Raw genomic sequence first — 24,526 nt, 5'->3', positions numbered from 1 at the left:
GCTTACTCTTTTTTCTCCGTGTCCGACAAATTTTTATCGCTTGATGAATTGCCATATTTCTTTTTATATTCATCTAATTGTTGCTCATATGTTTTTAACTTTTGATCACGTTCTTCCCCTGATAAATCTGGATTATTTTTCAGTGATTCAATTTGTTTAACAAGGCCGTACATAATAAGCTGAGGATCATCAAGTGTCTTAGCTAAATCTAATGATTTATCAAAATTACCTTTTCCGTTATACATCCAATACAGCAAATACTTTTCATCACTTTTCAAACTAATGTTTTTCATAATCGATTTCTTTTGAGCTTCACCTAGTTTTTCAGCTGTAATGTATGCAAATGCTAACTCATATTTAGATGCAATCGGTAATGATTCAAACTCCTCCTCATTCAATTGCGTAATGACTTTGTCATAATCAGTTGCTATGAAACTTGCATTTGCTTCTAACAATTTATTTTGATAAGGAAATTTTATAAAAGTGAAATATATTAAAGGAGCAGCTAAAATAACTGTCGCCGCTATGAAGGAAAAAGCTAAGTATTTAAATGATTTATAGCTTTTTTTAGGTACTAACTGCATATTTTTTTCTGTTTTTGTTTGTTCCTTCTCAAAGCTGTCATCAAGAAACTGCAGTAATGCATCTAAGCTTTCCATTTGAGCAACGGTCTGTTCAAATGTTGTTTCTTTTGCATCTTTTAGTAACCCAGCATACAAATCATCAAAGTTATGTTTTTGGGAGAATAAAGCAATAATTAGACACTTATATTGTGTTAAAAATTGCTCTTCTAATAACGGGGTTGGCGGAACAATATCTCGAATTCCTCTATGTATAATACTTGGTATTAAATTAGCATTAAAAACTATATTGTCTGGATGTAAAAAGAACGTGATTCGTTTATTTAAATATTTACGAAACTGCGCAACATTCCGAAGTAGTCTTAATTTCTCATTTCTTCCAAAACGGCTAAGATCGTCCCACTTATATAATTTTTTATCTACTTGATATAGAAACGTAAACATATCATCCGTTTCTTCTATTGTTAATGGTACAAATTCAGATGATTCGCCCGTAATTATATCGAATTGACGGAAGTCTTTTATACGTGTTTGAGATTTGGTCATCTCCAATTTCCAATTTTCTTTTTCTATTTGAAATTGATAGTTCATTGCATCAATTTGAATTATTTTTTCCGTCATGTTTATCCTCTTCTCCTTTTCTTTATAACCCGTAATAACTTATTTTCAAATAACTAAAAGTAAAAAATATTCTTTATAAAACTTGCAAAATATCTCCATCTGTTATTTGGTGATCAATTAAACGATCATTATCTGTTAAAACAATTGACTTATTTTTCACTTTAATTACAAAATGTGAACCTTCATGATTATCAATCTTTAGCGTATCTAATAAGTTTTTTAATAAATATTTAATAGATTGATGATTCGGAATACGCAAATCATATGTATTTCCATTCCATTTACTAAAATCTACTGTCACATTGATATGTGTTTGTATTGCCATCGCTTTACCTCCAACTTTTACGAAGAACCGTATAAATACCGATGCAAATAAGTAGAATGCCGCCGCCAAATAATAATATTATTGTTATACTAATTGGCTCTTCATTCATTGTTTCATTACTCGCTACTTCATCTGCACTTTTTCTGACAATGTATTCACTGCTAAATAAACTATTTTTCGTATCTTTAACACTATTATTCTCTTTTGGTTTTGTAAAAAGAGAATCTCGCAAAGCTTCCATATCTTTTTGTTCTTTCTTTTTCTTTTTCTCAATTTCTTCCTCTATATCTTTGTTAAATAACTCAATCGATGCTTTATCTAATTCTGTTTCTTTATGTTCCTTTTTATTTTTTTCTTGGTCGCTTTCTTCAAGTCGATCCACTTTAAACTTAATCTTCCCATCATCACCAAGATAACTGTCAGCCGCGCTCCTTATCGGTAGCGCGACAAACAGTAAAAGGATAGAGAGAAATGATAACTTAACCACTATGCTCCATTGTTTGATCATTTACTTCTTTTTCCTCCCATTTCTTATGCCATACAAATAGATTACTAACCAATCCAATAATGGCAATTACAAACAATACGACAAAAATAACTTTCCCAGTATCTTTACCACTAATAAAATCATTTAGAAAACTTTCTATATACTGAAGCGGTGAGAATTGACGTATCTTTCCGACAGAGGACATTTGATCTACTTTACTTCCAACTGCCTCAGTTAAAAATAGGTACATGCTTAAAAATACTAATAGTATAAACATACCTACCATTTTTATTTGTCGTAATAAGTAAGTTGAGACCAATACAAACGCCATCATAATAAATGTGATGAACGCAATCCATAGTAAACTTTGATCCTGACCAAACTTTAAAAGACGCCCAGAAATGATACCTATACTAATCCCTTCCACAATTGATATACCGAAAGCTACTACTGTAGTTGGTACATTCATATCAATTAATGAGAATTTCTCTTCAAAATGATCTGATTGCATTCGTTTCTTTTCTTGATTCGCAATTGCGTATGCTGTAAATAATGCAACAATGAAACAAGTTAATACAATTAAGTACGGTGTAAAAGCATTACCTGCTACAATTACTCCATCATTTTGCTTTTGAACTGGACTAGCTAAAAAGTCATATAGCATTTCATTTTGACGATCTCCAATACGACTATTCGCTAAAATTTTCGTAAAGTTTTTGGAGAATGATTTATCATCTTCCATTTTCTTCGTAAAGTCGTTTAATAATAAATCAGCTTTTGAAACAATTGTCGTTCCGCTGTCTTGAATTTCTTTTGCTTGTCCATTGATTTGATCAAATGTTTTATATACATCGTCTGAAGTTGCTAAACTATGCTTCGAACTTTCGACCAATGACTGACTTTGCATCATTAATGATTTAATACCAGAATCTAACGATAAAACAGCTGTTTGCTCACCAGCATGATTTGTTGTTAATACTTGCTGCTCTTCAACTAGCTTTAAGCTATTCTCACGCCATTTCGCTAAACCTTTTACATACTCTCCTAAATTTTCATTCATACTAGTTGCTTGTTGCGTCGTTCCATTTAATTTCTCCGCTAGTAGCATAGAATTTTGATCCGCACTAGTAATAGATTGTTGATAAGAGTTTATTTTTTGTTTTAAACCTGACATATCTTGCTTTATTTCTGTAGTAATACTTGATGAAACAAGATTTGAAATTAAATCAATTAAGCTTTGTTTATTTAATACGTAGTACAAAGATTGATCCGTCGCAATTGCATCTAAACTTCCCTCTTCTAACTTAGGACCTACATCTTTCGTTCTTAAATCAATCCCATAATACATTTCGTAAAGGCTCATTAAACCTTGATAACTTTCGACTGTATCTACTGCTTCTTTAATTAATAAACTAGATATATTTTTTGTTAATACTTCTGCTTTTTGATGTATAACTTGATTCGTTGTACTTTCAATAGTTTTTGAATTGCTACCGTTATCTGTCCCAGTGTCTGGCTTCTCTCCTGTGTCAGGTTTTCCTCCCGTGTCTGGATTTCCTCCTGTATCAGGTTTTCCTCCTGTGTCTGGATTTCCTCCTGTATCAGGTTTCCCTCCTGTGTCTGGATTTCCTCCTGTATCAGGTTTTCCTCCTGTGTCTGGATTTCCTCCTGTATCAGGTTTTCCTCCTGTGTCTGGATTTCCTCCTGTATCAGGTTTTCCTCCTGTATCAGGTTTTCCTCCTGTATCAGGTTTTCCTCCTGTATCAGGTTTTCCTCCTGTATCAGGTTTTCCTCCTGTATCAGGTTTTCCTCCTGCATCAGGTTTTCCTCCTGCATCAGGTTTTCCTCCTGCATCAGGTTTTCCTCCCGTATCAGGTTTTCCTCCTGTGTCTGGATTCCCTCCTGTATCAGGTTTTCCTCCTGCATCAGGCTTTACACTGTCACCATTATTACTCTGTTCTGTTTTTTGAATAATAGGCGTTTTAGCATTGTGTACTAACGGCATTATGCCATACTGTGATTTATGAACCACATTTTCCACCTTGCTATTTTCCGTTTGTGTTCCTTTATCTTCTTTGTTAGGTTTTTCTTTTTCAGGACTAGTTTCTTTTGTATGAGTCCCACTCAATTCCCACTGCCACATTACAGGAGAGAAAACATCTATATTGATGTTTGGATCTTTTAACTTCACATGCAGATCAATCTTTATATCCCCTTCATTACGAGGAGCTATTGTAATTTCTCCTGCTTCGCTTTGAAGAAAGTCACTTGTACGATCCACATCATCAATATGTAAGAATCCTGTACTTCCATCTAGTTTAAATTCTTCTGGAATCTTTATCTTCAAAATTTGCGGAGATTCCATTTTAATTACTTTAGCAGTATCACTAAATGTAATTCCCTCTGTATAAAGTCTATCCTTTACTTCTTTAATTGCGTTTCCTAAAGATATTTTATTTACAGGATCATAATAAAAATTATTTTCTTTATTATATTTTTTTGTAAATTGAATTACATTTTGCAGTTGTAATTTCGTTGTATCTGGCAAATCACTTTGACCGATTTCTTCCATGTTTAAACTAGGTAATTTCGCAATTAAATTCTCGATTTGTTTCTTTATTCGAGCATCTGGTTGTTTCATTAATGTATTTATGAAGATCTCTTGCTTTCCATCATTCGACATAGATTGCTTTAACTTCTTAATTACCGTCTCTTGAATATCACTTTCTAACTTCCCTGCAAGTTCTGTATCATATTCAGACACTTGTTTTTTTACATCTGCTAAATATTTTTGAATTGCTGAAGCATCAGTTAAAATATTTGGTTCTTTCTCTGAAAACGTAAATTGATTTGAAATACTTTTATTAGCTGATTCCAATGCACTTAATTGCTTTAAAGCATCGCCTGTATTCATATCATTCATATATTGATTGAATTGATTTGTGAAATTATTCGCTAACAAATTGTTATCAGTTTGCATTTTTTGAAAGTTATTAAAACCATCTAAGTACGTACTGTTAGATTTATTCCCTTCATCTAACGCTTGACCGAAACCTTTTAAAACATCCTGAAATCCTTTGAAACTATTAACAGAAACACCTGTATAATCTTGTACTGTTTTAAATTGATTTGTGTAATTTGCTAACGGACTATGTATATCTTTTTTATACATAGTTGTTTGAACGTTTCCTTTTTCAATTATTTTACCTATATTATCTTGTGCACCTTGTAGCTTACCGATAATACTCGCAAAATAAACGTCGATTATTTGCTTATTGAAATCTTCTAAAATAACAGAAGCTGTATTTTCTGCCTCAGCTTTCAAATCCTTATTCCCAGTTGCATTTACTTTGTAGTTTAACGTTAATTTCTCTGGAATCTCTGAATCAATCGCAACTGCCTTCCTAGAAAAATCATTTGGAATAACAATCATCATATTGTAATTATTATTTTTCAATCCATTTTCCGCTACCCCGCGGCTAACTACGTACCATTCTTGTTTCGTATTTTTATTTACATTTTTAACAAATTGATCTCCAAACGCTATTTTATTGCCCTCAAATACAGTGCCCTGATCTTCATTTACCAACGCAACTGTCATTTTTGGTGTAGTATTCTCATTAGCTTTCTTAACATTTTGATTTAATGCTAAATAGGAGACCCCTGTTGATAGTACAAGAGCTAAAATAATAAACAACAAGATGCTCCATTTGAACTTTTTCACTACTTATCACTCCTGCGACTGCGAGTCTATCTAATGAAAGACTTCGTATCTTACTCTAGTTTTAAAGTAATTTAGCCATACAACGTATGGTTGCATGGCTAAATTATATATTTCTTTTTATCTGTCTTATTGTAGACCGAAATTACGAGAAAGATCTTCGTCATGTCTAGCAACAGCTTCTGCAGTTTTATTAAGCTGCATATTGATTTCTTGTAATAGCTGTGCGAAGTTTTGTACTTTTGGCTTTAATTGATTGAACTGTTGGTCAAAACCTTCGAAAGCACGACCTTCCCATTCTCCTCTTAATTCATTTTGTAAGTTTTGTAGTTGACGTAAAATGTCCTCAATTTGATTTGCACCTTGTCCATATCGAGTCGCTTTCGATTTAAGCTCCTCTGGTGACATACGAATTTGTCCTGCCATTATTAAATCCCCCTTAAAATTTAAAAATAGTAAAATTAACCAATAATCAATTCTACAAATTGATTATATCAATAATTTAAAAATTTCTAAACAAAAAAATGATATTTTTCCAAAATTTCTCTTTTACTATAATAACGATATATTGTATAATACTAATTTATTTGTTTTTTAAGCACACTCTATAAATCTACTATAAAATAAAGGCAAACCATCTATTTTATATATTTATAAGGACTTATTCACTTTAAATCCCAGCGAGAAAGTAGCCACTAAATCATTATTTCCCTCCCATTCAGACTATAATACTCACTTCAAAGTCATAATTACCTGCCTTTCAACAAACCCAAACTCTTCGTACATCTCTTTTGCAAAATTCCCAGCAAATACATTCAACCGAATTTCTGAATACTTCTCCTTTAATTCCTTAATACTAGCTTCCATCAGTTCTCGCGATAATCCTCTCCCGCGATATTCTGGGAAAACGTACAATTCATATATAAATCCAAGTTTTTCACGAGAAAAATAGTCTGTATTTTCCCCTATTAATATCCATCCCATTACTTTATTTTCTTCTTTAACAATTAAATAGTATGCTCCTTTTTCTACAATCGGCTTTGTAATCTCAATTGCTTTCTCGGTACTTAATTGACAATTCCCTCTCGTCCCCTCAAAAAGCGATTGGGCCGCATATTTTAATATTTCATTGGTATCTTCTTGATTCGCCTTAACAATCATTTTTCACAACTCCCCTTGAATAATAGGCATTACTATCGCTTGTTCAAGATTCTCCGCTTCCATAACAATTGCTGTTAATCCGTGTTCTGTACTTGTTTCATGGAGCTCTCCCTTTTTCCAAAACACAGCTTGTCCCGCCTCTACCTTTATCTTTTCTTTATTTACCCCACATACATATCCTGCTCCTTCCACAATAAGAAGCAGTTGAGATACAACTGCTTCATGATTACCGATGATTCCATTCTCGTGTAAATGCATAGCACCGATATGTATATTTCCTTGATGGTTTAATATTTTTGACATGATGAAATTAGATTGAAATACTGATAGGTGCTTTCCTACTTTTTCACTAAAATCAAAAATTTTCATTACTAGTCCTCCTTATACGTATAAAACCATCCTTACTGTCTGCATCATATGTCCTTCAAAGTCTTCTTCAAATTGCTCTAATTCAGCAAAACCTTTCGCTTCATAAAAGCGTTTTCCTTTTTCATTTGCTGCTTCTACATGTATGTACAATTTCCGTATCCCATTTAATGCTTTAATTCCTTTTTGTAATAAAGCACTTCCGATCCCTTTTCCTTGCTGATCTGGTAACAAATAAATCGCACCTAATTCCGCTTCGTTTTGTAGTCTAACAGGTGAAAAGTTCGCAAACCCTATTACTTCACCCTCTTCTTCCGCAACGAATAAATGCGTATTTTTAAGACGATATTTCATTTTTTCATCAGAATATGCCTCGTCTAAAAAACTATCTTGAATTTCTCTCGGAATAATGCCTTCATATGTATCATGCCAAGCTATTTTTGCTACTGATTGTACAGCGTGAATGTCTTCTTGCTTCATTTCTCTAATTATATATGTCATCTCGATGTCTCCATTCTCTTTAAATTATATTCTGCTAATATACTAGAAGAAACGGCAAAACCATTTTCATAATTCACCTTAATTAATTTTAATTTCTCAATTGAAGCTGTTGCAAAATTAAACTTTCCATAAATATATTCCATTACACTTAAAAACTGCTTTGTATGTAATCTATTTGCAATTGTACAATGCGGAACCCATTTTCCCGGTACGTAATATGAATTTGGGTTGTCATGAAAAGTTTTAAAATAATCATGATAAGAATAATGAAGTTTTAACAATTCATCGGTAACGGTCGGCGCTAGAAAGACCGTTCCATTAGTAGGAAAAATTCCAACAGAAGGAAAAGTTACTGCGTCTATATTTTCTTGAATGGCTACAAACTCCCCTAGTTTCTCCGTATACAAATGAACATCTAACTCATTATAATCCGCAATCGTTATATGAGGTTCTACTCCAGCTAATTGATTTGTTCCAATTACATTTGTTAATTCATTTTGCAGTTCTGTAATTTTATGAGTAAACACACGATCAAATGTAGCAATAATAGCGTACAATCTTTCTCACCCCTTCGTTACACATAGCGCTTCCCATTCTTCACGAATCATGCCCATTCGAATAGAATCATAGTATGTTCCGTTATAATAACGACACTTTCGCATTCTACCTTCTAAGCTCATTCCTATTTTCTCCGCTACTTTCATCATTCGTTCATTACCAGACCAAGTCGTGAGCCCTACTCTACCAATTTCCATCTTTTCAAATAATAAATCTCGATATAACGTTAACGCTTCTGTACCGTATCCACCATTCCAGTAAGTTGGATTATAAATAACAATTCCCATCTCCAGCCAACGCGTCGGTTTATGCTCCCAATAAAATCCGACCTTCCCTATAATTTGACCGTTATTTTCTATAATTAAATTTGACAGTGGTTCTTCTTGCAAACGAGTTTGCACCTTCTCTTTATAGGAAGAGTATTCTTGCATTGAGAACGGGAAATATGGTGCATCCCATTTCTTCCATTCTGGGCTTTCTTCTTTAAATACGATATTCCATAATGTTTTTATATCTGATTCTTCTATTGTACGAATTGTAACTTTCTTCCCCTTTAATATAACGTTTTGCATAATTCCCTCCTGCATTCCTCTTCATTTCATATATAATTATAATGTTTTTTCAGAAAAATCAAAACTAATATCATTTATTATATTGTATAATTTTGTTATTAGATACCAATTATTGATTTAGAAAGCTGGTGATTTAGTGAATAATCGATTTAGTATTGCTTTATTTCTCACTATTATTACGACAAATATTATTCTATATTTCTTCTTACCATCAAATATTGTTACGAAATGGGACTTCAATGGAACGCCTACATCAACAATGGATAAAAGCACTTTTGTAATCGTAAATATAATTATATGTTCCTTCTTATTCTTTGTATTTTTAGCTTTATCTAAAGCAGCGAATAACCAGAAATTTCTCCATTGGATCGGCAACACAATGTTACTATTCTTATTTTTTGTCGATATTGTCATCGCCCTCATTGCTCTTGGCTTTTCACTTCCTCTTGATCATTTCATATTTTTAGCATTAGGGCTTTTATTTATATTAATAGGTTATTTCAGTTCCAAAATTGATACGACTAAATCAACCGTTTCATTAGAATGGAATGATAAGTACCTTGAAAAAAGAGCTTCAAATATTAGTAGTATTTCAATGATGATAGCAGGTATTTTTTTAGCGATACTTCCTTTTATCGTTTCTGCTCCCTATAGAGGTTATGCTATACTAGCAATTCTTTTAGGAATGACGCTTATCATTCTGCCGAGTACGATTTATTTACTTATTAAAGACAGCAAGCAATATACTCCTTAAAAAAATAGGAGGTTATATCCCTCCTATTTCAGCTTAATGTTTTATTTTCCACTTTTTCTATCTCAACTAAAATCCCTTTCTCTATCCAACCCTCTACGCCATCTTTTTTAATTAAATCATATCCTGAACAGCTACCATCAATGAGAGAAACGATATCTCCCTTCCTAACGCTTATTTGCGCACAAGAAATATCGGTTTTCACTGTATATTCACCTGACTCAAGTTGTTTTATATATTCATTTTTTACAGTGAGTAAATTATTCGTTTCCTTTTGTTTACATACGGTGTAGTCTTGCATCTTCTCGATAGGCTCTATGTAATAATACGGATATGTCACTCCGCCCTGCATTTCTGAATTCGCATTAAAATCCGCTATTACTTCATACTCTGGAAAATAGTCTACATATGTATAAGAAAACGTATCGCCCGTTTGTTTCCTCTGAATAATAAATGCATTTAATTGTCCTGCTTCTTTAATTGCATTTCCTCCATCAATTGCAATAATTTTTTTCTCCTTATCAATAACTGGATTGTTAGACGGTGCTTCTTCAGAATAGTTCACGACAGGCCAATGACCAACTATTACATACTTATTTGCTTTATGTGATTTATTAAAAAACTCTGGCATTGCTATCGCATTTTTGCGCTCTGTTTCTTTCCAATCTACTCTATCTTCTAGACCGGCATGCACAATAATATAATCTTCTGTTTCAATCGCTGTTGGCAAGTCTGTTAGCCAATATAGTTCTTGTGAAAATTCACTTAACAATGCTTCTTTCACTTCACGAATTGAAGTGCCCTCATGAACTGAAAAACCTAATTGCTCTAGCCATTCATTAAAAATCGAGTGCTTTCTCATACATAAATAATTAATAAGATCAGGATTTTCATTTAGAAGAGCATCAACTAAAACTTCACAATTCCCTTCAACAACGTGAACCTTTGAATTGTTCTTTACAAGATTCATAACGTAGTTTACTACGCCTACGCTATCTCGTCCTTTCTCGCAAGGATCTCCATTAATAATTAAATAATCTTCATCTTTAAAGTTAACTTTATGTAGTGCTTCTTTTAAAAGATTTAATTCTCCATGAATATCAGATATGACGATAACTCTAGCATCATTAGGGATTGATAGTTTCTTTATTTTTTTCAAGTATAAGCGCTCCAATCATTCTCTTTATTAAATTAAAACAATTCGACAAAATACACTATATAACCTTTTCAAATACATATACCATAACTTACAACCTATTTACGGTTTAATAATAACTTAAAAAATAAGAAGAAGCTGTTCCAAACTTTTGCGGGACAACTTCTTCTTATTTTTTATAATTCTTTATGAAAAGAATAACTCACCTTATCATACCCTTCTCTTTCATAAAAACGATGAGCATCAATTCTTGAAAATGCTGACGTGAGGACGATAGACTCACATTCGTTTTCCTTTCCCCAGTTCTCTATATACGAAAGTAATACTTTCCCATGTCTTTTTGAACGATGTGCTTCTGCTGTTACAAGGTCATATACGAAAACGTGTTTCTTATTATAAAAGTTCGTACAAATTGCTACACCTGCAAGGCTAACAACTTCATCATCCTCATTACGCAGCGAAAATAGTTTATAATTTTCTTCTTTCATATTTCGAAATAAAGAGCTTGTTTCCTCTTTTGAAAGTTTCGTTCTTAATTGCTGTAAAACAGGTAATACTTCATGTAATTGCTCTTCTGTTACTACTTCTTTAACATTCATTTTTAACTCTCCCTTTACTATTTAAATAATTTTCTAAATGTTATATCATTATTATAGAAAGCAACTGCCCTTTACTTAAGCGGCAGTTTAAGTGTTTTTTATAAGGCCAGTTTTAAAGGAGAGTTTTATATGGATTTTACTATCCCATTGCAATTACAAAGTAACACACCTATTTACTTGCAAATTTACGAATATATAAAAGCTGAAATTATACAAGGGACTATTTCTGTTGGCACACGTCTACCCTCACACAGAAATTTAGCATCACAACTTAATATTAGCCGCATTACTGTTGAATCAGCTTATCAACAGTTATTAGCTGAAGGTTATGCAGAAAGTAAACCGAAACGTGGTATTTTTGTAGCAAATTTCGATATTGACATTATCCCAAATAAAAAACGAAATGCAGCAAAGAAGACGAACAATTTGATAGAAGAAAAATTTGAATATGATTGTAGCCAAGGGCTTATTGATCAAAATGCATTTCCGATTACAAATTGGAAACGAGCATTACAAGAATCCATACTTACATACGAAAATGCACTATTTGCCAAAGAAGATCCTCAAGGTGAATTCGCTCTTCGAGAGCATATATCAACATATTTATATCATTCTCGCGGTGTACATTCTTCACCTGATCAAATTGTGATCGGCGCCGGAACACAGCCACTTCTCTGGCTACTACTTCAACTGCTTGGCCCTACAAAAGAATACGGCATTGAAAACCCTGGATTTCACCGTATACACGCAATTATTAAAAGCTGTGATAGACAAATTCATCCCATACCATTGGATGAAAAAGGGATTGATATTTCTAGTTTATACAATACAAATTCCAATGTCGCATACGTTACACCATCACACCAATTTCCACTCGGGATTATTATGCCTTTATCTAGAAGATTAGAATTGTTAAAGTGGGCTAATGATTGCAATGGATACATTATTGAAGATGACTATGACGGAGAGTTTCGCTACGCTGGTAAGCCGATTCCTTCTTTACAAAGTCTTGATTCAAATGAACGCGTTATTTATATGGGAACTTTCTCAAAATCTTTTTTACCTTCTTTACGAATGGGATATGTTGTTTTACCACCACACCTTTTAAAGATATACCAAGAACTGCATGGAATTTTCAAACAAACAGTCGCTACAATACAACAACTTGCTTTTGCTAACTTTATACAAAATGGGAATTGGGAACGTCACCTTAATCGAAGTCGTACACTTTATAAAAGAAAACATCATGCATTAGTAAAATCCATTATGAAAGAAATGGGGGCTAATGTTCAAATTCTTGGCGAACAGTCCGGACTTCATATTGTTTTATGTGTAAATAACAGTATGAATGAAAATGAACTGATTGAATCCGCTAAAAAACAAAGCGTTAAATTATACCCACTTTCTCCATATGATTTCGTGAATGATTTACGTAAGGAATCATACGTATTACTCGGCTTTGGTAGTATTCCGGAAAATAAAATTGAAACGTTGGCTATATTATTGAAAGATGCTTGGTTTCCTAGTTGCAAGGAAACTTGTTAACAGTGGGTTTAACTTGTAACATGTTAACAATTCAACAAAATAAAAAAGAAGGCTGTTCCAAAATAACTTTTTGGACAGCCTTCTTCTAGTTATTCACCTGACCTAGCTTTCCTTCCCGGACGTTTCACACCAGTCGTTTCTGTTGAATAGGAAGCTTCAATTATAGCCGTTGGATCTACAGAGAGAACGAGATCTTTCATTTTCGGATAAATGAATCGGTTTGTAATGCAATAAATGATTCTCTTATGCTCCCCTAAAAAACCACCTTCTCCATGTAGATACGTAACAGATAGTTGCAATTCTTTCATAAGTAAATCGCCTATTTCTTTATTCTTACCAGAAATAATCATAACGCTCTTACCTTGATTAATACCATCTAGTATAAAATCAATCATCTTCGTAACAATATAGAAAATTGCTAACGAGAACATCGCTTGTTCGATTGAAAATAAAATGGCAACAAAAATGAAAATAACTGCATTTACTGCAAGTAAAAATGTACTAATCGGTACATTAAAGTGTTTATTCATCCAAACTGCCAACATTTCCGAACCGTCAATTGCTCCACCCATTTTAACAACAATCCCAACACCAATTCCAAACAGTACTCCACCATAAAGTACAATTAATAACTCAGAAGTCGTAATTGCTGGAAATGGTTTTAAATAAATTAATCCGAGTGTTGTAACTACATTCGCATAAGATGTACGGATAAAAAACTTCTTTCCCATTACTTTTGCAGTAAATAATAAAATTGGGATATTAATTCCTAAGAACACACCATAAAGCGGCAATCCTGCGACTTTATTTGCCATAATAGCAATAGCCGTTACCCCGCCATCTACTAATCCATTAGGTGCTAAAATAAGCTCTAATGAACCTGCTACTATAATTGAGCCAATTGTTAATAATACGTATTCAAATACTTTCTTCATTCATTACCCCCAAAACTTATATATTTTCTTAGTATTATTTTAACGTAATTTTACTACTAATTCAAAGGTATCGATTTATATACAGAAAAGTTTCACCTTTATCGCTATTTTTATGTAATACATGTAACGCGTAATACTAAAAACACACTTACAAATTAAAAGTAAGTGTGTTTTTAACATCTATTTAATCTTTACGTACGGCTTCATTTTTAATTTGAATATTTCCTCAACTGCCCTTTGATATCCACCAGCATTTCTAAGCGACTCTCCCACTTTACGACTATTTTCCTTAAACGTCACATCATCCATTACTTTCTTTACAGTCTCACGTAACAATTCAGAAGTTAACTCGTTACGATTAAGTGTTATGCCTGCCCCTACTTCAGTCAATCGTTTTGCAACGAATGGCTGATCTCCTGTTACCGGAATTACAACTAATGGAACACCGTAATATAACGCTTCACTCGAACTATTCATACCACCATGTGTCACGAATACATCAGCATGCTGTAAAACTTCTAATTGCGGGACATAATTATACAATTTAAAATTTTTCGGGATATTTTCAAATTGACTTATATTTATCTTCTTGCCAACGACTAATACGACTGTCGCATCTACATCTTTAAACGCTTCAAAACATTTTTCATACAAAGCAGGTTGTTCATTAAAAACTGTTCCCATAGAAATGAAAATCACTTTTTCATTTTTTAAATCTTCGGTAGGAAAACTCCCCACTTCTTTTCGAGTAGCAATTGATGGACCTACAAATTTATACGATTCATCAAATACCTCTGAACGTGGCTGATATTTTTTTGAAGTATATACAATCGTAATATCACCAGGATGGTTCATAATATCATACATACTATTACATTTCATTCCATACTGCTTATTCCATCTTTCCATTCCCGCTAAACAAGATTGATATAATGGATCCATTTCATCTACTTGTCTCAATTCTTGCTCATCATGAAAATTAATGTACTGATTAACAGCAAACGTTGTACAGGATGAAACGCTTGGTAATTGTAAAATATTCGCTATAATACGTCCTACTGGAAAATGATTATCATATATTAAATAATCATATTTTTCCTCTTTTGTTTCTTCTACAATTTGAGTAACAATACGCTCTGATGCTTCAATCATATGAGATAGCATCGTCAAAGGGCTCCCACCTTCATTTACTCGTTCCATAATATTAATTTGAGAGAGAAAATTCTCAAACACTCGGAATTCCGCACCTGTTGCTTCAACCTTCTTTCTATAATCTTCAATACAATAAGAAACAACTGTTTCCCCTCGCTGAATTAACTCACTTACAACAGCTAAAGTCGGATTAATATGACCTTCCCCAGGAAAATTTATTACGAGTACATTTGCCATAACATTCTCTCCTATCCAATTAATATAATAAAATTAACAATTAATTATATTGATTAATTTAAGTCTATTATAAATGAATGCATTCTACTTCTTCATGCTTTTCTCTTCATTCTATTATTGAGAAATATTTTCTATAGTCTACATTATTGTGATTCACAATCTTATAAATGAATGCTTACTTTTACTCTTCATAAATTTAAAGATACGAGTCTTACATTCAAGTATTACCACTATTATTTTTAGACAATTCATACAAAAATAGAGAAATATAATATTTTTAATGAGTTTTCACTATAAATGTAAGTATGCTGTCTATCTTTTTATCTTTATCCTCATAACACATCATCTGTTATATAATGAATTTATGGAATTTACAGAAAAAGAAGCACATGCCTTTAAAAGTGGTTACGAAACAATTATGTCTATTCCTCACTTAGAAGAATATAGACAGCCTTATCGTTATTTATACCGACTGTTATCTGTGCAAGGTAATGTGGAATTTAAAAAATGGTTAAGTCACCCATCCTATTTTTAAATACGAATGAGAGGGAGTATACAATGGATATTCAGAAAAAGCGTTCTGTAACAGAAAGTGAAATACAGCAAATGAAGGATTTGGCTTATATTTGCGGGCAACAAGATAACCTTGATTACTCTTCAGATTTACATATCAACTTTTTAAAAAATCGAAATGAAGATTATATAAACGATTTTCTTCTTTATAACGGTACTCAATTAATTGGCGCTTTAAATATGTATGATTTCGAAAGACCAACAAAGCTTGAACTAATAGGCTTTGTACATCCTCATTTTAGAAAACAAAGTTTCGGAACTATCCTTTTACAAACTGCAATGAAAGAAATACAAAATAGAGAGACAGATGAAGCTCTTCTTATTATTAATGGGGATTCTATTTCTGGGAATGAATTTGTAAAACATATGAAGTTACCATATTTATATAGTGAATATAGTATGGAGTTCAAAACAAACGAAATTCAAAAAACAACAGATAATAATATACAGCTTACTCTTGCACCTTCAGAATCACTTCTTGACCTTATTAAAATTTCTAGTAAAGCTTTTGGTGATTCAGTAGAAAATACGGCTACATGGTTACAAAAAATGATGAATTCATCTTCCCATCAAGTTTACAGTGTCCTTATTGCTGAAAAAGTGATAGGAACAATTACAGTTTCTAAACAAGAGCAATCTACTACACTATCAGGATTCGCCGTTCATCCTTCTTATCAAGGTAAAGGATACGGAAAAGATATTCTTTGTAATATAGTACATACCCTTATTACAGAAGGAGTTTCAACAATTGAGTTAGACGTCGAAACGAAAAATATCCACGCTTTAAAACTATATACACAATGTGGTTTTGAAATTAAAACGAGGCATGACTATTATAATTTAATGAATTTTTAGGTGAATACATATGTTAAAAAAACAATTTATTCTAATTATGATATTTTAGCAAACATCTATAATAAACATTGGAGACATTTTGTTGAATCCTCCTACCCAGCCTCGTTTTACAAGATGCTCTTCCCTACTCTCGTATATTAGATCTTTGTTGCGGGACTGGTCATCTCTGCCGGTGATAGTTTAATTTAGATGAACTAAAAAGTGTGTTTCACAAAGTTTACTCCGTATTACATAACGAGGGTATATTCGCATTTGATATGAATAAAAAAACTGAATCGAAATGATTCAGTTTTTTCTTAATATATTTACAACTGCAGTTGTTTCGTCATTTTCTTTATAGACACGCGGAATTCTTCTATCTAGCATACATGTAACTTCATAGTTTATTGTACCTAACATATCCGCTATTTCTTCTACTGCGATATTTTCTTCACCTTGTTTACCGTAGAATACTACTTCGTCTCCTACTTGTACTGGCATCGCTTTTGAAACATCCAACATTAACTGGTCCATACAAACACGGCCAATAACAGGTACTCGAACCCCGTTAATTAACGCATAGCCTTTATTAGATAATTGACGATTATAACCATCAGCATAACCAATTGGTACAGTCGCAATCCATTCTTCACCAGTTGTTACATACGTATTCCCATAACTTACACCACGATTCTTCTTCGCATGTTTAATATGAGCTACTTTTGATTTTAACGACAACGCAGGCTGTAAAGAAACGACTGAATGATCCACTTCTTTTGACGGATACATACCGTACACTCCTATTCCAACGCGTACCATATTTTGAAATGTGTTACTTAATTCCATTGATCCCGCACTATTTGAACTATGAATATATGGTATTTGAATTCCTAATTCTTTCGCTGTATTAACAGCTTTTTCAAATAAACTTGTTTGCATATTCGTATATGATTTATCGATTTCATCTGCCGTAGAGTAATGCGTAAATATCCCTACTACCTCTACATACTCCATACGGTTTAATTCTTCTAAAAATGGTTTAACTTCTTCTTCTTGTAAACCGATACGACTCATTCCTGTATCAATTTTCACTTGAATTTGTACTTTCTTTTGAAGACGGTTTGCAATTTCATTTATACCATGTAAATCTTCTACTCTATAAACAGTCATCATAACGTCATATTGAATTACATCTTCTACAGCCGCTACTGGTGTGTATCCTAAAATTAAAATCGGCACAGTAATTCCTGCTTCTCTTAATTCTATTGCTTCATCTACAAATGCAACTGCAAGTTGATGTATTCCTGCTTCAATTGCAGCTTTGGCAACTTCAACTGCCCCATGGCCATACCCATTCGCTTTTACAGCAGCCATCATCTTAATTTCTTCATCATTTACATGTTTTTTAAATTCTTTTACATTATGTTTTACAGCATTTAAGTCAATTTCTACAATTGTATCTCTTCCATATTTCAAACTCATTGGTCTAACTCCTAACTCAATAATTGCATTCCATTCTATTTCACGTTTCATATGACCTTTTACAATATAATACTTTTCATTATGCTAGTCAAACTACTAGAATTTTCGGAATTTTGAGTATGATATAATATCCTCAAGAAACTATTATATACGGAGACGAGGAGAATTACAATGTTTGTTCAATCTGCATTGCATCAACTAAAAGTTGCTATTGATACTTCTATTGATATGCTTAACCAATATAGTGAAAACAATTTAAAAATACAACCGATTCACTCAAAACGATCATTATTTGAAATGTGTGCACATCTTTCTCTTATTTGTCATGCTGATTTACTCATTTTAAATGGTATTCCAGAAAAAGAATTACATACCTTTTATATAGAACGTACCCCCGTAACAGTTGCTCACATGCAACAAACGATGATTGAAGGTTACAACCTTCTCTCTAAAACATTTCTTTCCTACTCCCAAATAGAATTAGCAGACGTTATGACTGCCTATTGGGGTATTTCTTATTCGCGCTTTGAATGGTTACTTGAAATCGTTGCACACTTTTATCATCATCGTGGACAAATTTATATTTTATTATGCGAGCATATGAAAGATCCTCGCATTCCTTTATTTGAGTGATTTTCCACTCATTCATTAATTATAAATAGAGAAGCTACAAAACCAATAAAAAGTATCATTCCTAATAAAATAAATGTTTGAGCATAACCTCCTATTTTCATAAGATAAATAGAAATGATAGGTCCTATACTAGTACCTAAAAATAAAATAAAAGTATAAATAGATACTGCTATTCCCCTTGCTCTCCCTCCTAATTGACCTACAAGAGAAACTAAAGACGGAACGGATATAGCAATACCTATTACAAAACAGACACTCATCATTACAAGTAGAGATAGATACGAAACAAAGCCCATTGAACTTAGACTAAAAATAGCAATCAACAATCCTCCTTGAAGAACTTTCCTTACTTCAAACCTCTTTGTTAAACGACCTGCAAGTGGTGACAGCAACATACCAAACAGCCCTGCTAAGCGAAAATAAAGGATTTGTTCTGCAGTTAAATTGTAAGTAGGGGAGCTCAAATAATTCCCTAAAACAGTATACATATTAACAAAAGCCATTAATAAAACGAATGCAATTATATAGCTTAATACTAAGCTTTTATTTGTAAAAACTTTACCCATCTGTTTAATTGGTCCCAAAATATCAGTATAGGATTGAGACGTCTCTCCTTTCGGAAGAGAATAATAAATCCATATAGCAGTACTTATATAGACAATGCTAAGAAGAAAGAAAACCATATGCCATCCAAAATGCTGACTAACAGCAGTACTTATTACCTGCCCTACAATTCCAGCTACTAAAAAACCGGTACTAACAAACCCTATTGTTGTAACCCTTTTTTCTACTGGGAACATTTCTACAACGTAGGCTAACGCTACTGGAGAAAATGTAGCTGCGGCTATCCCCTGTATACCTCTAAAAATAACAAGCCAAAATAAACTATCTACAAACCCTAAGCAAAAAGAAACTATCGACAGTGCAAGCAATCCAATAAAAATCACTTTTTTTCGTCCATATTTATCAGAGATTGCCCCAAATAACAAACACCCTATAGCAAAGCCAACAGAAAATATACTTCCTGTAGCTGCCGAGTGTGTTAATGACGTATTAAAAATGTTTGAAAATAGAGCGATTAAAGGTATTGTTACATATAGGCTAGACATAACTACCATACCGGACCAACATAATACAGCTGTCATTATTGTATAATTCTTTTCACTATTTACTTCCTTTCCTATTTCCATCATAAACTCTCTCCCTTATTACGATTTGTTTTTATTAGTTTAAAATCTCTAAATCACTAAAATAGCATTCCTTTAACTCTTATTTTAATTACATAGCAAAAATTATTACCGTACATAAAGTTAGTTAAACATATAATAAGGCAAACTAATTATGTGTCCAAATAAATAAGTTGATCTTCATAATCAACTTATTTACCTACCTTCTCCTAATTTCACCTGCATAGTTGCTTGCATTTTATTTAATAGCTTTTCTAAAACTTGACGCTCTTCTTGATTAAAGCCATCAACTAACGAAGCGCAAGATAACCAAAAAGTTGGTAAAGAATGTGTAACTAGTTCTTTTCCTTTCGGAGTAATTTTCACCTTTAATCTTCTTCGATCTTCAGAATGGTGGAATCTTACGATTAACTCTCGTTTCTCCATCCAATCTAATAAGCCAGTGACAGAAGCACGTGTAATCCCTAATCGACTCGCAATATCCGAAGGACTCATGTTCACCTCTTCCCCATTCGCTTCCATTTCACGCAAAATAAACAATAGTAAAAAATCTAATTTACTCTCTGAAATACCAAGCGGAGCTAAATCTACGTCAACAGCATCAAGAACATTATCAGACGTCCATAACATTAACAAACCAAGTTTTGCTGCAATTTGATCCGTATCCGCTGATGCTGTCTTTTTGATTAACTCTGCGTACGGCTCAATCCCTAAAGGAAGAGAGTCTTTTCTTGAATCCATTCATCTTCACTCTCCTTTCCCACTAATTAATTAGCTTACCTAATCACTTTCTCATTATACTCATATTTTTCCTTTTATTGCAAGCACATTGTTAAACAAAAAATCCTATTATTAAAACAGGATTTTTCACACTCACTAACTATTAGTTTTAAATAATGCGCAACTTCTTTAAGGCATAAGAAATTCCGCCTTCACTCGCCTTCGTTGTAACGAAATCAGCCCTTCTCTTCAACTCCTCTCCACCATTTCCCATCGCAACTCCTAATCCTACATACTGCAACATCTCAATATCATTTCCACCATCGCCAAAAGCAATGGCTTCTAATTTACTAATGTTTAAATGTTCCAATACTTTTTGAATTGCAGTTAGCTTCGATACTTTACTATCTTCCAATACATTTATAACGTAACCATGAAAACGCTCAAACGTAAGTGCTGGATATCTTTCAATGAATTTTTGAGCTTCTGTATCATCAGCATACAGACATATGCAATAAATCTCATCTGATAAGTTTCTAACTTTGTCAGGATACTGCTCTAAATTTAAGGTTTCATTTAACGCTCGCATGACACGTTCATCTGTGGAAGCAATATTATTCATTGCAAATTCTTCTGTAAAGTAAGAAACACTGTGACCATGTAATTCAGCAAAATTTGAAATATCATGAACGATTTCGCTTGAAAGTACTGATTTATGTATAACTTCTTTCCCACATTTTATATGTGCACCATTTGCTGAAATAAACGTATTTATACCTAGTTCCTTAAATTGTGAGCATAAACTATATGGTCTTCCAGTTGTAACAACTACGTGAATTCCTTTATCTATTAATCTTTGTACCGCTTCTTTTGTACTTTCGTGCATGCTTCTATCAATCTCACTTAATAACGTACCGTCAACATCGAAAAATACAACTTTGTACATAAGTCTTTACATCCCGTCCAAATGATTCGTATCATTAATGAAATGCACCGTTTTTTGTTCACCCTCAATTTCAATTAAACTTATTCCCGTATCTCCCATTTTGAAATAGTAGTCCATTGAAATTGGCATTTTGAAAAATGCACGTAATAGACTATTAATTACGCCCCCATGGGCAACAATTGCAATTCGGTCATATGTATTCTCTGTCAAGATTTTAGAAAAGATTCCTTCTATTCTCATTCGAAACTCAATAAACGATTCCCCGTTTTCAAAACGATCATGAAGAAACTTTGGCTCTGGATATTTCTTTGCTTCTTCAAATGATAAGCCTGCTTGCACTCCATTATTAAACTCCATTAATTCCTCTTCTAATTGAATTGGACAACCAATTGCTTCTGCTAATGTTTCACCCGTTTCACGAGCGCGTTTTAATGTGCTTGCCCAAATGAAATCTGGTGCAAAATCTTTCTTCACTTTCTGTACAAGTCTTTGTACTTGTTGTCTCCCTTTGTCAGTTAACTCAAAATCAGCTCGACCTTCATGCACATGTAAAATATCAGCTTCTGATTCTCCGTGGCGTATTAGTAGTATTTGCATGTTTCTCTCTCCCTTTATTTAACATTCATAAAATTCCATTATATCACATTTTAAGATTCCAAAATAAAAAAGGAACGGTCTCCCGTCCCTCATCCATTCACTTTTTCCGCATCATTCCAATAATATTTACTAAACGCTTCTGTTAACACATCAATTGTGTTATATAATTCATCTAACGTATTATCAACACCACCAACTTCAATTAACATCGCATTTTTCGATAAATCTTGGTTATAAACGCCATTTCCATCTTTTTTATACTTTGGAAAAATCCCTCTACTTAATCCGTAATAGTTTTCATCTAAATAACTATTGATCGCTCTTGCAATTTTTTCATTTTCAGCACGGCCTTCATTTTCCATCCCAATTATAAAATATAATCTTGCATACGATTTTCCGTTAATTACTTTTGTTGTTACTTTCTTACGCTGATCGTCACGGTGTATATCAATCGGAAACGCAATTTTATTATTTTGTGCTAATGCTTCTTTTACATATTCATGAGACGCTTTATATGACTGATACCATACCCACTTTTTACTCGCTAATAAATCACCCATATTCGTTTTATCATGAACTACCGGAATTCCTTGTCCTTCAAGTTGCTCTTTCATACGTTTTCCTAGTAAAGACACATTTACATCTGGGCTAGATGGATCAGTTGCCCCTGGTAATAATGGAAAGAAGGATTCCCAGCTATGTGTATGATAAATATATACTGCACTTTCACCTTTTTTCGCTCCGTTCTTTTTCTGAACCGGATTATTCTTTTCCGCTTCTGTAACTTTATCTTTTGCTATTTCCCGTTCTTTCGTTACTTCTTCAATCGGTACACTAGATTCATTTGGGATATTTGTCAAGTTTGTCCCTTCCCCAGCTACGATAATATTAGAATAATACTTTGACATACCAGGTACTTCTTTACCGACGAATGTTCTTAAATCTTTAATTTTCAAATCTGTCGCGATAGAGAACATTAAATTCCCAACTGACTCTCTTTTATTCTTCTTAAAATAATCAAATCCGTAATAGCGATTCTCACTTTCTATCATTTGAACAAAACCTTGCATCGATACTTTTCCAAACCATTGATTTGCATAATTCGATTTCATTGTATGTAAAAATGACGTCAAAATCGACGCTATCATAATTACTATTAGCGCATATAAAAGGAGTAACGAAATCAGCTTCTTCCCATGTATTCGAGTTGCATACTTTTTCACTGCATCACCTTCTTTATACATGGATATGTACAAGCTTTTCAGAATATACGCACAAAAAAAGAGAAATGGTATACCATTTCTCTTCCTCACTTTTATTGTTCTTTTCCTGTATCATTTGAAGGTAGTTTCTTCGCTTGTTTTTCTTTAAATATTTCTCCAATTGCCCCAAGAGTACCAAGTGTTTCAATTGCATTAGACGGAATAAAGACTTTATTTGCTGGTCCTTTTGCAACTTCAGCTAATGACTCAAATGATTTGTAAGCAAGTATACGCTCATCCAAATTCGCTTCACGAAGCAATTCAATACGATTTTGTTCTGCTTTTGCAATTTCTTCAATTGCTCGTGCTTCCCCTTGTGCTTCTAATTCTTTTGCTTCTTTTATACCTTCAGCTTCGCGAATACGCGCTTCTTTATCCCCTTCAGCCATCAAGATTTTACTTTGCTTTTCTCCTTCAGCGCGAAGGACTTTATCTTGTTTTGCTGCTTCAGCTTCTAAAATAATCGCACGTTTATTACGCTCAGCCTTCATTTGTTTTTCCATTGATGCTTGCACATCTTTTGGCGGGTTAATATCAACAACTTCGACACGTTCAATACGTACGCCCCATTTTTCTGTTGCTTCATCAAGCGCTAAGCGGATTTCTGTTGAAATCTTTTCACGACCAGATAACGTTTCATCCAGTTCCATTTTACCGATGATTTGACGCATCGTTGCTGACGTAATATTACGAACACCATATTCATAGTTTGAAATACCATATGTCGCAAGTTCTGGTTCAACAATTTGATAGAAAATAATTGTATCAATTTCTACTTGAACATTATCTTTCGTAATTACCTTTTGCGGTGGTACATTCGTTTGTTGAATGCGTAAGTCATGATATACACGAACACGATCTACAATTGGTATTAAAATATTTAACCCTGGGTGCATTATACGTTGAAACTTACCAAATCTTTCAACAACCCCAACTTTTTGCTGAGGAATAATTTTAATTGTTAATGCGATAAATGTAACTACAATTAGTGCGAATATAATCGTTAACGTTAATGCTACCATAT

25 protein-coding genes and 2 pseudogenes are annotated in these 24,526 nt (G+C 33.1%); 6 read left to right on the top strand and 21 right to left on the bottom strand.

Features of this window, described 5'->3' with window-relative positions; all coding sequences use genetic code 11:
• Positions 1–2 precede the first annotated feature (2 nt).
• The 10 genes from essB to GD442_RS09805 form a co-directional block, all read right to left on the bottom strand.
• The gene (gene essB / locus GD442_RS09850; protein ID WP_000136612.1) at positions 3–1,202 is read right to left on the bottom strand and encodes a type VII secretion protein EssB; all 1,200 of its coding nucleotides are present in this window, start codon (positions 1,200–1,202) and stop codon (positions 3–5) included.
• A gap of 73 nt (positions 1,203–1,275) precedes the next feature.
• A complete protein-coding gene (locus tag GD442_RS09845) occupies positions 1,276–1,527 on the bottom strand; it encodes an EsaB/YukD family protein (RefSeq protein ID WP_001007571.1) in 252 nt (83 codons plus the stop codon).
• A gap of 4 nt (positions 1,528–1,531) precedes the next feature.
• Positions 1,532–2,035 carry a type VII secretion protein EssA gene (gene essA / locus GD442_RS09840; protein WP_000595667.1) on the bottom strand — a complete coding sequence of 168 codons (504 nt, stop codon included), beginning with the start codon at positions 2,033–2,035 and terminating at the stop codon, positions 1,532–1,534.
• Entirely contained in the window at positions 2,007–5,738 is a 3,732-nt protein-coding gene (esaA, locus tag GD442_RS09835; RefSeq protein WP_236582426.1) for a type VII secretion protein EsaA, read from the bottom strand. Before esaA ends, essA begins: the two co-directional genes overlap by 29 nt.
• 126 nt (positions 5,739–5,864) lie before the next feature.
• Positions 5,865–6,161, bottom strand: coding sequence for a WXG100 family type VII secretion target (locus GD442_RS09830; protein ID WP_000918601.1), 297 nt, complete (start codon positions 6,159–6,161; stop codon positions 5,865–5,867).
• Between the two features lie 306 nt (positions 6,162–6,467).
• Positions 6,468–6,896: a GNAT family N-acetyltransferase gene (locus GD442_RS09825; RefSeq protein WP_000635647.1), complete on the bottom strand. Its 429-nt coding sequence runs from the start codon at positions 6,894–6,896 to the stop codon at positions 6,468–6,470.
• A gap of 3 nt (positions 6,897–6,899) precedes the next feature.
• Complete coding sequence (locus GD442_RS09820; RefSeq protein ID WP_000688073.1) at positions 6,900–7,265, bottom strand: cupin; 366 nt, start codon at positions 7,263–7,265, stop codon at positions 6,900–6,902.
• A gap of 12 nt (positions 7,266–7,277) precedes the next feature.
• Positions 7,278–7,763 (bottom strand): GNAT family N-acetyltransferase, encoded by a 486-nt coding sequence (locus tag GD442_RS09815; protein ID WP_000221048.1) that lies wholly within the window; start codon positions 7,761–7,763, stop codon positions 7,278–7,280.
• The gene (locus GD442_RS09810) at positions 7,760–8,320 is read right to left on the bottom strand and encodes a 2'-5' RNA ligase family protein (protein WP_000270858.1); all 561 of its coding nucleotides are present in this window, start codon (positions 8,318–8,320) and stop codon (positions 7,760–7,762) included. Before GD442_RS09810 ends, GD442_RS09815 begins: the two co-directional genes overlap by 4 nt.
• Positions 8,321–8,326: 6 nt before the next feature.
• On the bottom strand, positions 8,327–8,893 hold the full coding sequence (locus GD442_RS09805) for a GNAT family N-acetyltransferase (protein WP_001181783.1): 567 nt from the start codon (positions 8,891–8,893) through the stop codon (positions 8,327–8,329).
• A gap of 136 nt (positions 8,894–9,029) precedes the next feature.
• Between GD442_RS09805 and GD442_RS09800 the strand changes: the two genes are divergently transcribed.
• Positions 9,030–9,647, top strand: coding sequence for a DUF1648 domain-containing protein (locus GD442_RS09800; protein WP_001065170.1), 618 nt, complete (start codon positions 9,030–9,032; stop codon positions 9,645–9,647).
• 28 nt (positions 9,648–9,675) lie between these two features.
• Here the strand turns inward: GD442_RS09800 and GD442_RS09795 are convergent, their stop codons facing one another.
• Both GD442_RS09795 and GD442_RS09790 read right to left on the bottom strand, forming a co-directional pair.
• Positions 9,676–10,803, bottom strand: coding sequence for a metallophosphoesterase (locus GD442_RS09795; protein ID WP_000721393.1), 1,128 nt, complete (start codon positions 10,801–10,803; stop codon positions 9,676–9,678).
• 173 nt (positions 10,804–10,976) lie between these two features.
• Positions 10,977–11,399: a GNAT family N-acetyltransferase gene (locus tag GD442_RS09790; RefSeq protein WP_001101116.1), complete on the bottom strand. Its 423-nt coding sequence runs from the start codon at positions 11,397–11,399 to the stop codon at positions 10,977–10,979.
• A gap of 129 nt (positions 11,400–11,528) precedes the next feature.
• Between GD442_RS09790 and pdxR the strand changes: the two genes are divergently transcribed.
• The gene (pdxR, locus tag GD442_RS09785; protein ID WP_000348028.1) at positions 11,529–12,944 is read left to right on the top strand and encodes a MocR-like pyridoxine biosynthesis transcription factor PdxR; all 1,416 of its coding nucleotides are present in this window, start codon (positions 11,529–11,531) and stop codon (positions 12,942–12,944) included.
• A gap of 89 nt (positions 12,945–13,033) precedes the next feature.
• On the opposite strand, the gene GD442_RS09780 is transcribed toward pdxR, so the two are convergent.
• Entirely contained in the window at positions 13,034–13,879 is an 846-nt protein-coding gene (locus GD442_RS09780; protein ID WP_000755126.1) for a YitT family protein, read from the bottom strand.
• A 180-nt stretch (positions 13,880–14,059) separates the two neighbouring features.
• Positions 14,060–15,268 (bottom strand): macrolide family glycosyltransferase, encoded by a 1,209-nt coding sequence (locus tag GD442_RS09775; protein ID WP_000024488.1) that lies wholly within the window; start codon positions 15,266–15,268, stop codon positions 14,060–14,062.
• Between the two features lie 373 nt (positions 15,269–15,641).
• On the opposite strand from GD442_RS09775, the pseudogene GD442_RS27705 reads away from it, so the two are divergent.
• The 3 genes and pseudogenes from GD442_RS27705 to GD442_RS27700 form a co-directional block, all read left to right on the top strand.
• Positions 15,642–15,803, top strand: a pseudogene (locus GD442_RS27705) (nitrate reductase); the annotation flags it as partial.
• A 23-nt stretch (positions 15,804–15,826) separates the two neighbouring features.
• Positions 15,827–16,696, top strand: a complete 870-nt coding sequence (locus tag GD442_RS09770; RefSeq protein ID WP_000354427.1) for a GNAT family N-acetyltransferase — start codon at positions 15,827–15,829, stop codon at positions 16,694–16,696.
• Positions 16,697–16,959 (top strand): annotated as a pseudogene (locus GD442_RS27700) (class I SAM-dependent methyltransferase); the annotation flags it as partial.
• 22 nt (positions 16,960–16,981) lie between these two features.
• Here GD442_RS27700 and alr read toward each other — a convergent pair.
• Positions 16,982–18,157, bottom strand: coding sequence for an alanine racemase (gene alr, locus GD442_RS09765; protein WP_002182683.1), 1,176 nt, complete (start codon positions 18,155–18,157; stop codon positions 16,982–16,984).
• A 171-nt stretch (positions 18,158–18,328) separates the two neighbouring features.
• On the opposite strand from alr, the gene GD442_RS09760 reads away from it, so the two are divergent.
• Positions 18,329–18,790, top strand: a complete 462-nt coding sequence (locus GD442_RS09760; protein ID WP_000497994.1) for a DinB family protein — start codon at positions 18,329–18,331, stop codon at positions 18,788–18,790.
• A gap of 8 nt (positions 18,791–18,798) precedes the next feature.
• Here GD442_RS09760 and GD442_RS09755 read toward each other — a convergent pair whose 3' ends face one another.
• The 6 genes from GD442_RS09755 to GD442_RS09730 all read right to left on the bottom strand — a co-directional run bounded on the left by GD442_RS09755 (position 18,799) and on the right by GD442_RS09730 (position 24,524).
• Positions 18,799–19,980: an MFS transporter gene (locus GD442_RS09755; protein WP_002041020.1), complete on the bottom strand. Its 1,182-nt coding sequence runs from the start codon at positions 19,978–19,980 to the stop codon at positions 18,799–18,801.
• A gap of 192 nt (positions 19,981–20,172) precedes the next feature.
• Positions 20,173–20,718: a MarR family winged helix-turn-helix transcriptional regulator gene (locus GD442_RS09750; RefSeq protein WP_000378332.1), complete on the bottom strand. Its 546-nt coding sequence runs from the start codon at positions 20,716–20,718 to the stop codon at positions 20,173–20,175.
• 148 nt (positions 20,719–20,866) lie between these two features.
• On the bottom strand, positions 20,867–21,643 hold the full coding sequence (locus tag GD442_RS09745; RefSeq protein ID WP_000278978.1) for a Cof-type HAD-IIB family hydrolase: 777 nt from the start codon (positions 21,641–21,643) through the stop codon (positions 20,867–20,869).
• Positions 21,644–21,649: 6 nt separating this feature from the next.
• Positions 21,650–22,240, bottom strand: a complete 591-nt coding sequence (locus tag GD442_RS09740; RefSeq protein WP_001166435.1) for a histidine phosphatase family protein — start codon at positions 22,238–22,240, stop codon at positions 21,650–21,652.
• A gap of 89 nt (positions 22,241–22,329) precedes the next feature.
• On the bottom strand, positions 22,330–23,535 hold the full coding sequence (gene spoIIP, locus GD442_RS09735) for a stage II sporulation protein P (RefSeq protein ID WP_306426789.1): 1,206 nt from the start codon (positions 23,533–23,535) through the stop codon (positions 22,330–22,332).
• A gap of 20 nt (positions 23,536–23,555) precedes the next feature.
• The gene (locus GD442_RS09730) at positions 23,556–24,524 is read right to left on the bottom strand and encodes an SPFH domain-containing protein (RefSeq protein WP_000226252.1); all 969 of its coding nucleotides are present in this window, start codon (positions 24,522–24,524) and stop codon (positions 23,556–23,558) included.
• Between the last annotated feature and the right edge of the window lie 2 nt (positions 24,525–24,526).

Source organism: Bacillus sp. A260, assembly GCF_009861435.1.
GTDB classification, from domain to species: Bacteria; Bacillota; Bacilli; order Bacillales; family Bacillaceae_G; genus Bacillus_A; species Bacillus_A cereus.
Note: the sequence above shows the minus strand (reverse complement) of the source record. Positions and strands in the feature narration are given on the sequence as shown.

What these genes read in the sequence shown, in the direction of transcription:
- essB (WP_000136612.1), bottom strand. Translation starts at nt 1,202, where the DNA reads ATGACGGAAAAAATAATTCAAATTGATGCAATGAACTATCAATTTCAA.
- GD442_RS09845 (WP_001007571.1), bottom strand. Translation starts at nt 1,527, where the DNA reads ATGGCAATACAAACACATATCAATGTGACAGTAGATTTTAGTAAATGG.
- essA (WP_000595667.1), bottom strand. Translation starts at nt 2,035, where the DNA reads ATGATCAAACAATGGAGCATAGTGGTTAAGTTATCATTTCTCTCTATC.
- GD442_RS09830 (WP_000918601.1), bottom strand. Translation starts at nt 6,161, where the DNA reads ATGGCAGGACAAATTCGTATGTCACCAGAGGAGCTTAAATCGAAAGCG.
- GD442_RS09825 (WP_000635647.1), bottom strand. Translation starts at nt 6,896, where the DNA reads ATGATTGTTAAGGCGAATCAAGAAGATACCAATGAAATATTAAAATAT.
- GD442_RS09820 (WP_000688073.1), bottom strand. Translation starts at nt 7,265, where the DNA reads ATGAAAATTTTTGATTTTAGTGAAAAAGTAGGAAAGCACCTATCAGTA.
- GD442_RS09815 (WP_000221048.1), bottom strand. Translation starts at nt 7,763, where the DNA reads ATGACATATATAATTAGAGAAATGAAGCAAGAAGACATTCACGCTGTA.
- GD442_RS09805 (WP_001181783.1), bottom strand. Translation starts at nt 8,893, where the DNA reads ATGCAAAACGTTATATTAAAGGGGAAGAAAGTTACAATTCGTACAATA.
- GD442_RS09790 (WP_001101116.1), bottom strand. Translation starts at nt 11,399, where the DNA reads ATGAATGTTAAAGAAGTAGTAACAGAAGAGCAATTACATGAAGTATTA.
- pdxR (WP_000348028.1), top strand. Translation starts at nt 11,529, where the DNA reads ATGGATTTTACTATCCCATTGCAATTACAAAGTAACACACCTATTTAC.
- GD442_RS09780 (WP_000755126.1), bottom strand. Translation starts at nt 13,879, where the DNA reads ATGAAGAAAGTATTTGAATACGTATTATTAACAATTGGCTCAATTATA.
- GD442_RS09775 (WP_000024488.1), bottom strand. Translation starts at nt 15,268, where the DNA reads ATGGCAAATGTACTCGTAATAAATTTTCCTGGGGAAGGTCATATTAAT.
- GD442_RS09770 (WP_000354427.1), top strand. Translation starts at nt 15,827, where the DNA reads ATGGATATTCAGAAAAAGCGTTCTGTAACAGAAAGTGAAATACAGCAA.
- alr (WP_002182683.1), bottom strand. Translation starts at nt 18,157, where the DNA reads ATGAGTTTGAAATATGGAAGAGATACAATTGTAGAAATTGACTTAAAT.
- GD442_RS09760 (WP_000497994.1), top strand. Translation starts at nt 18,329, where the DNA reads ATGTTTGTTCAATCTGCATTGCATCAACTAAAAGTTGCTATTGATACT.
- GD442_RS09755 (WP_002041020.1), bottom strand. Translation starts at nt 19,980, where the DNA reads ATGGAAATAGGAAAGGAAGTAAATAGTGAAAAGAATTATACAATAATG.
- GD442_RS09750 (WP_000378332.1), bottom strand. Translation starts at nt 20,718, where the DNA reads ATGGATTCAAGAAAAGACTCTCTTCCTTTAGGGATTGAGCCGTACGCA.
- GD442_RS09745 (WP_000278978.1), bottom strand. Translation starts at nt 21,643, where the DNA reads ATGTACAAAGTTGTATTTTTCGATGTTGACGGTACGTTATTAAGTGAG.
- GD442_RS09740 (WP_001166435.1), bottom strand. Translation starts at nt 22,240, where the DNA reads ATGCAAATACTACTAATACGCCACGGAGAATCAGAAGCTGATATTTTA.
- GD442_RS09730 (WP_000226252.1), bottom strand. Translation starts at nt 24,524, where the DNA reads ATGGTAGCATTAACGTTAACGATTATATTCGCACTAATTGTAGTTACA.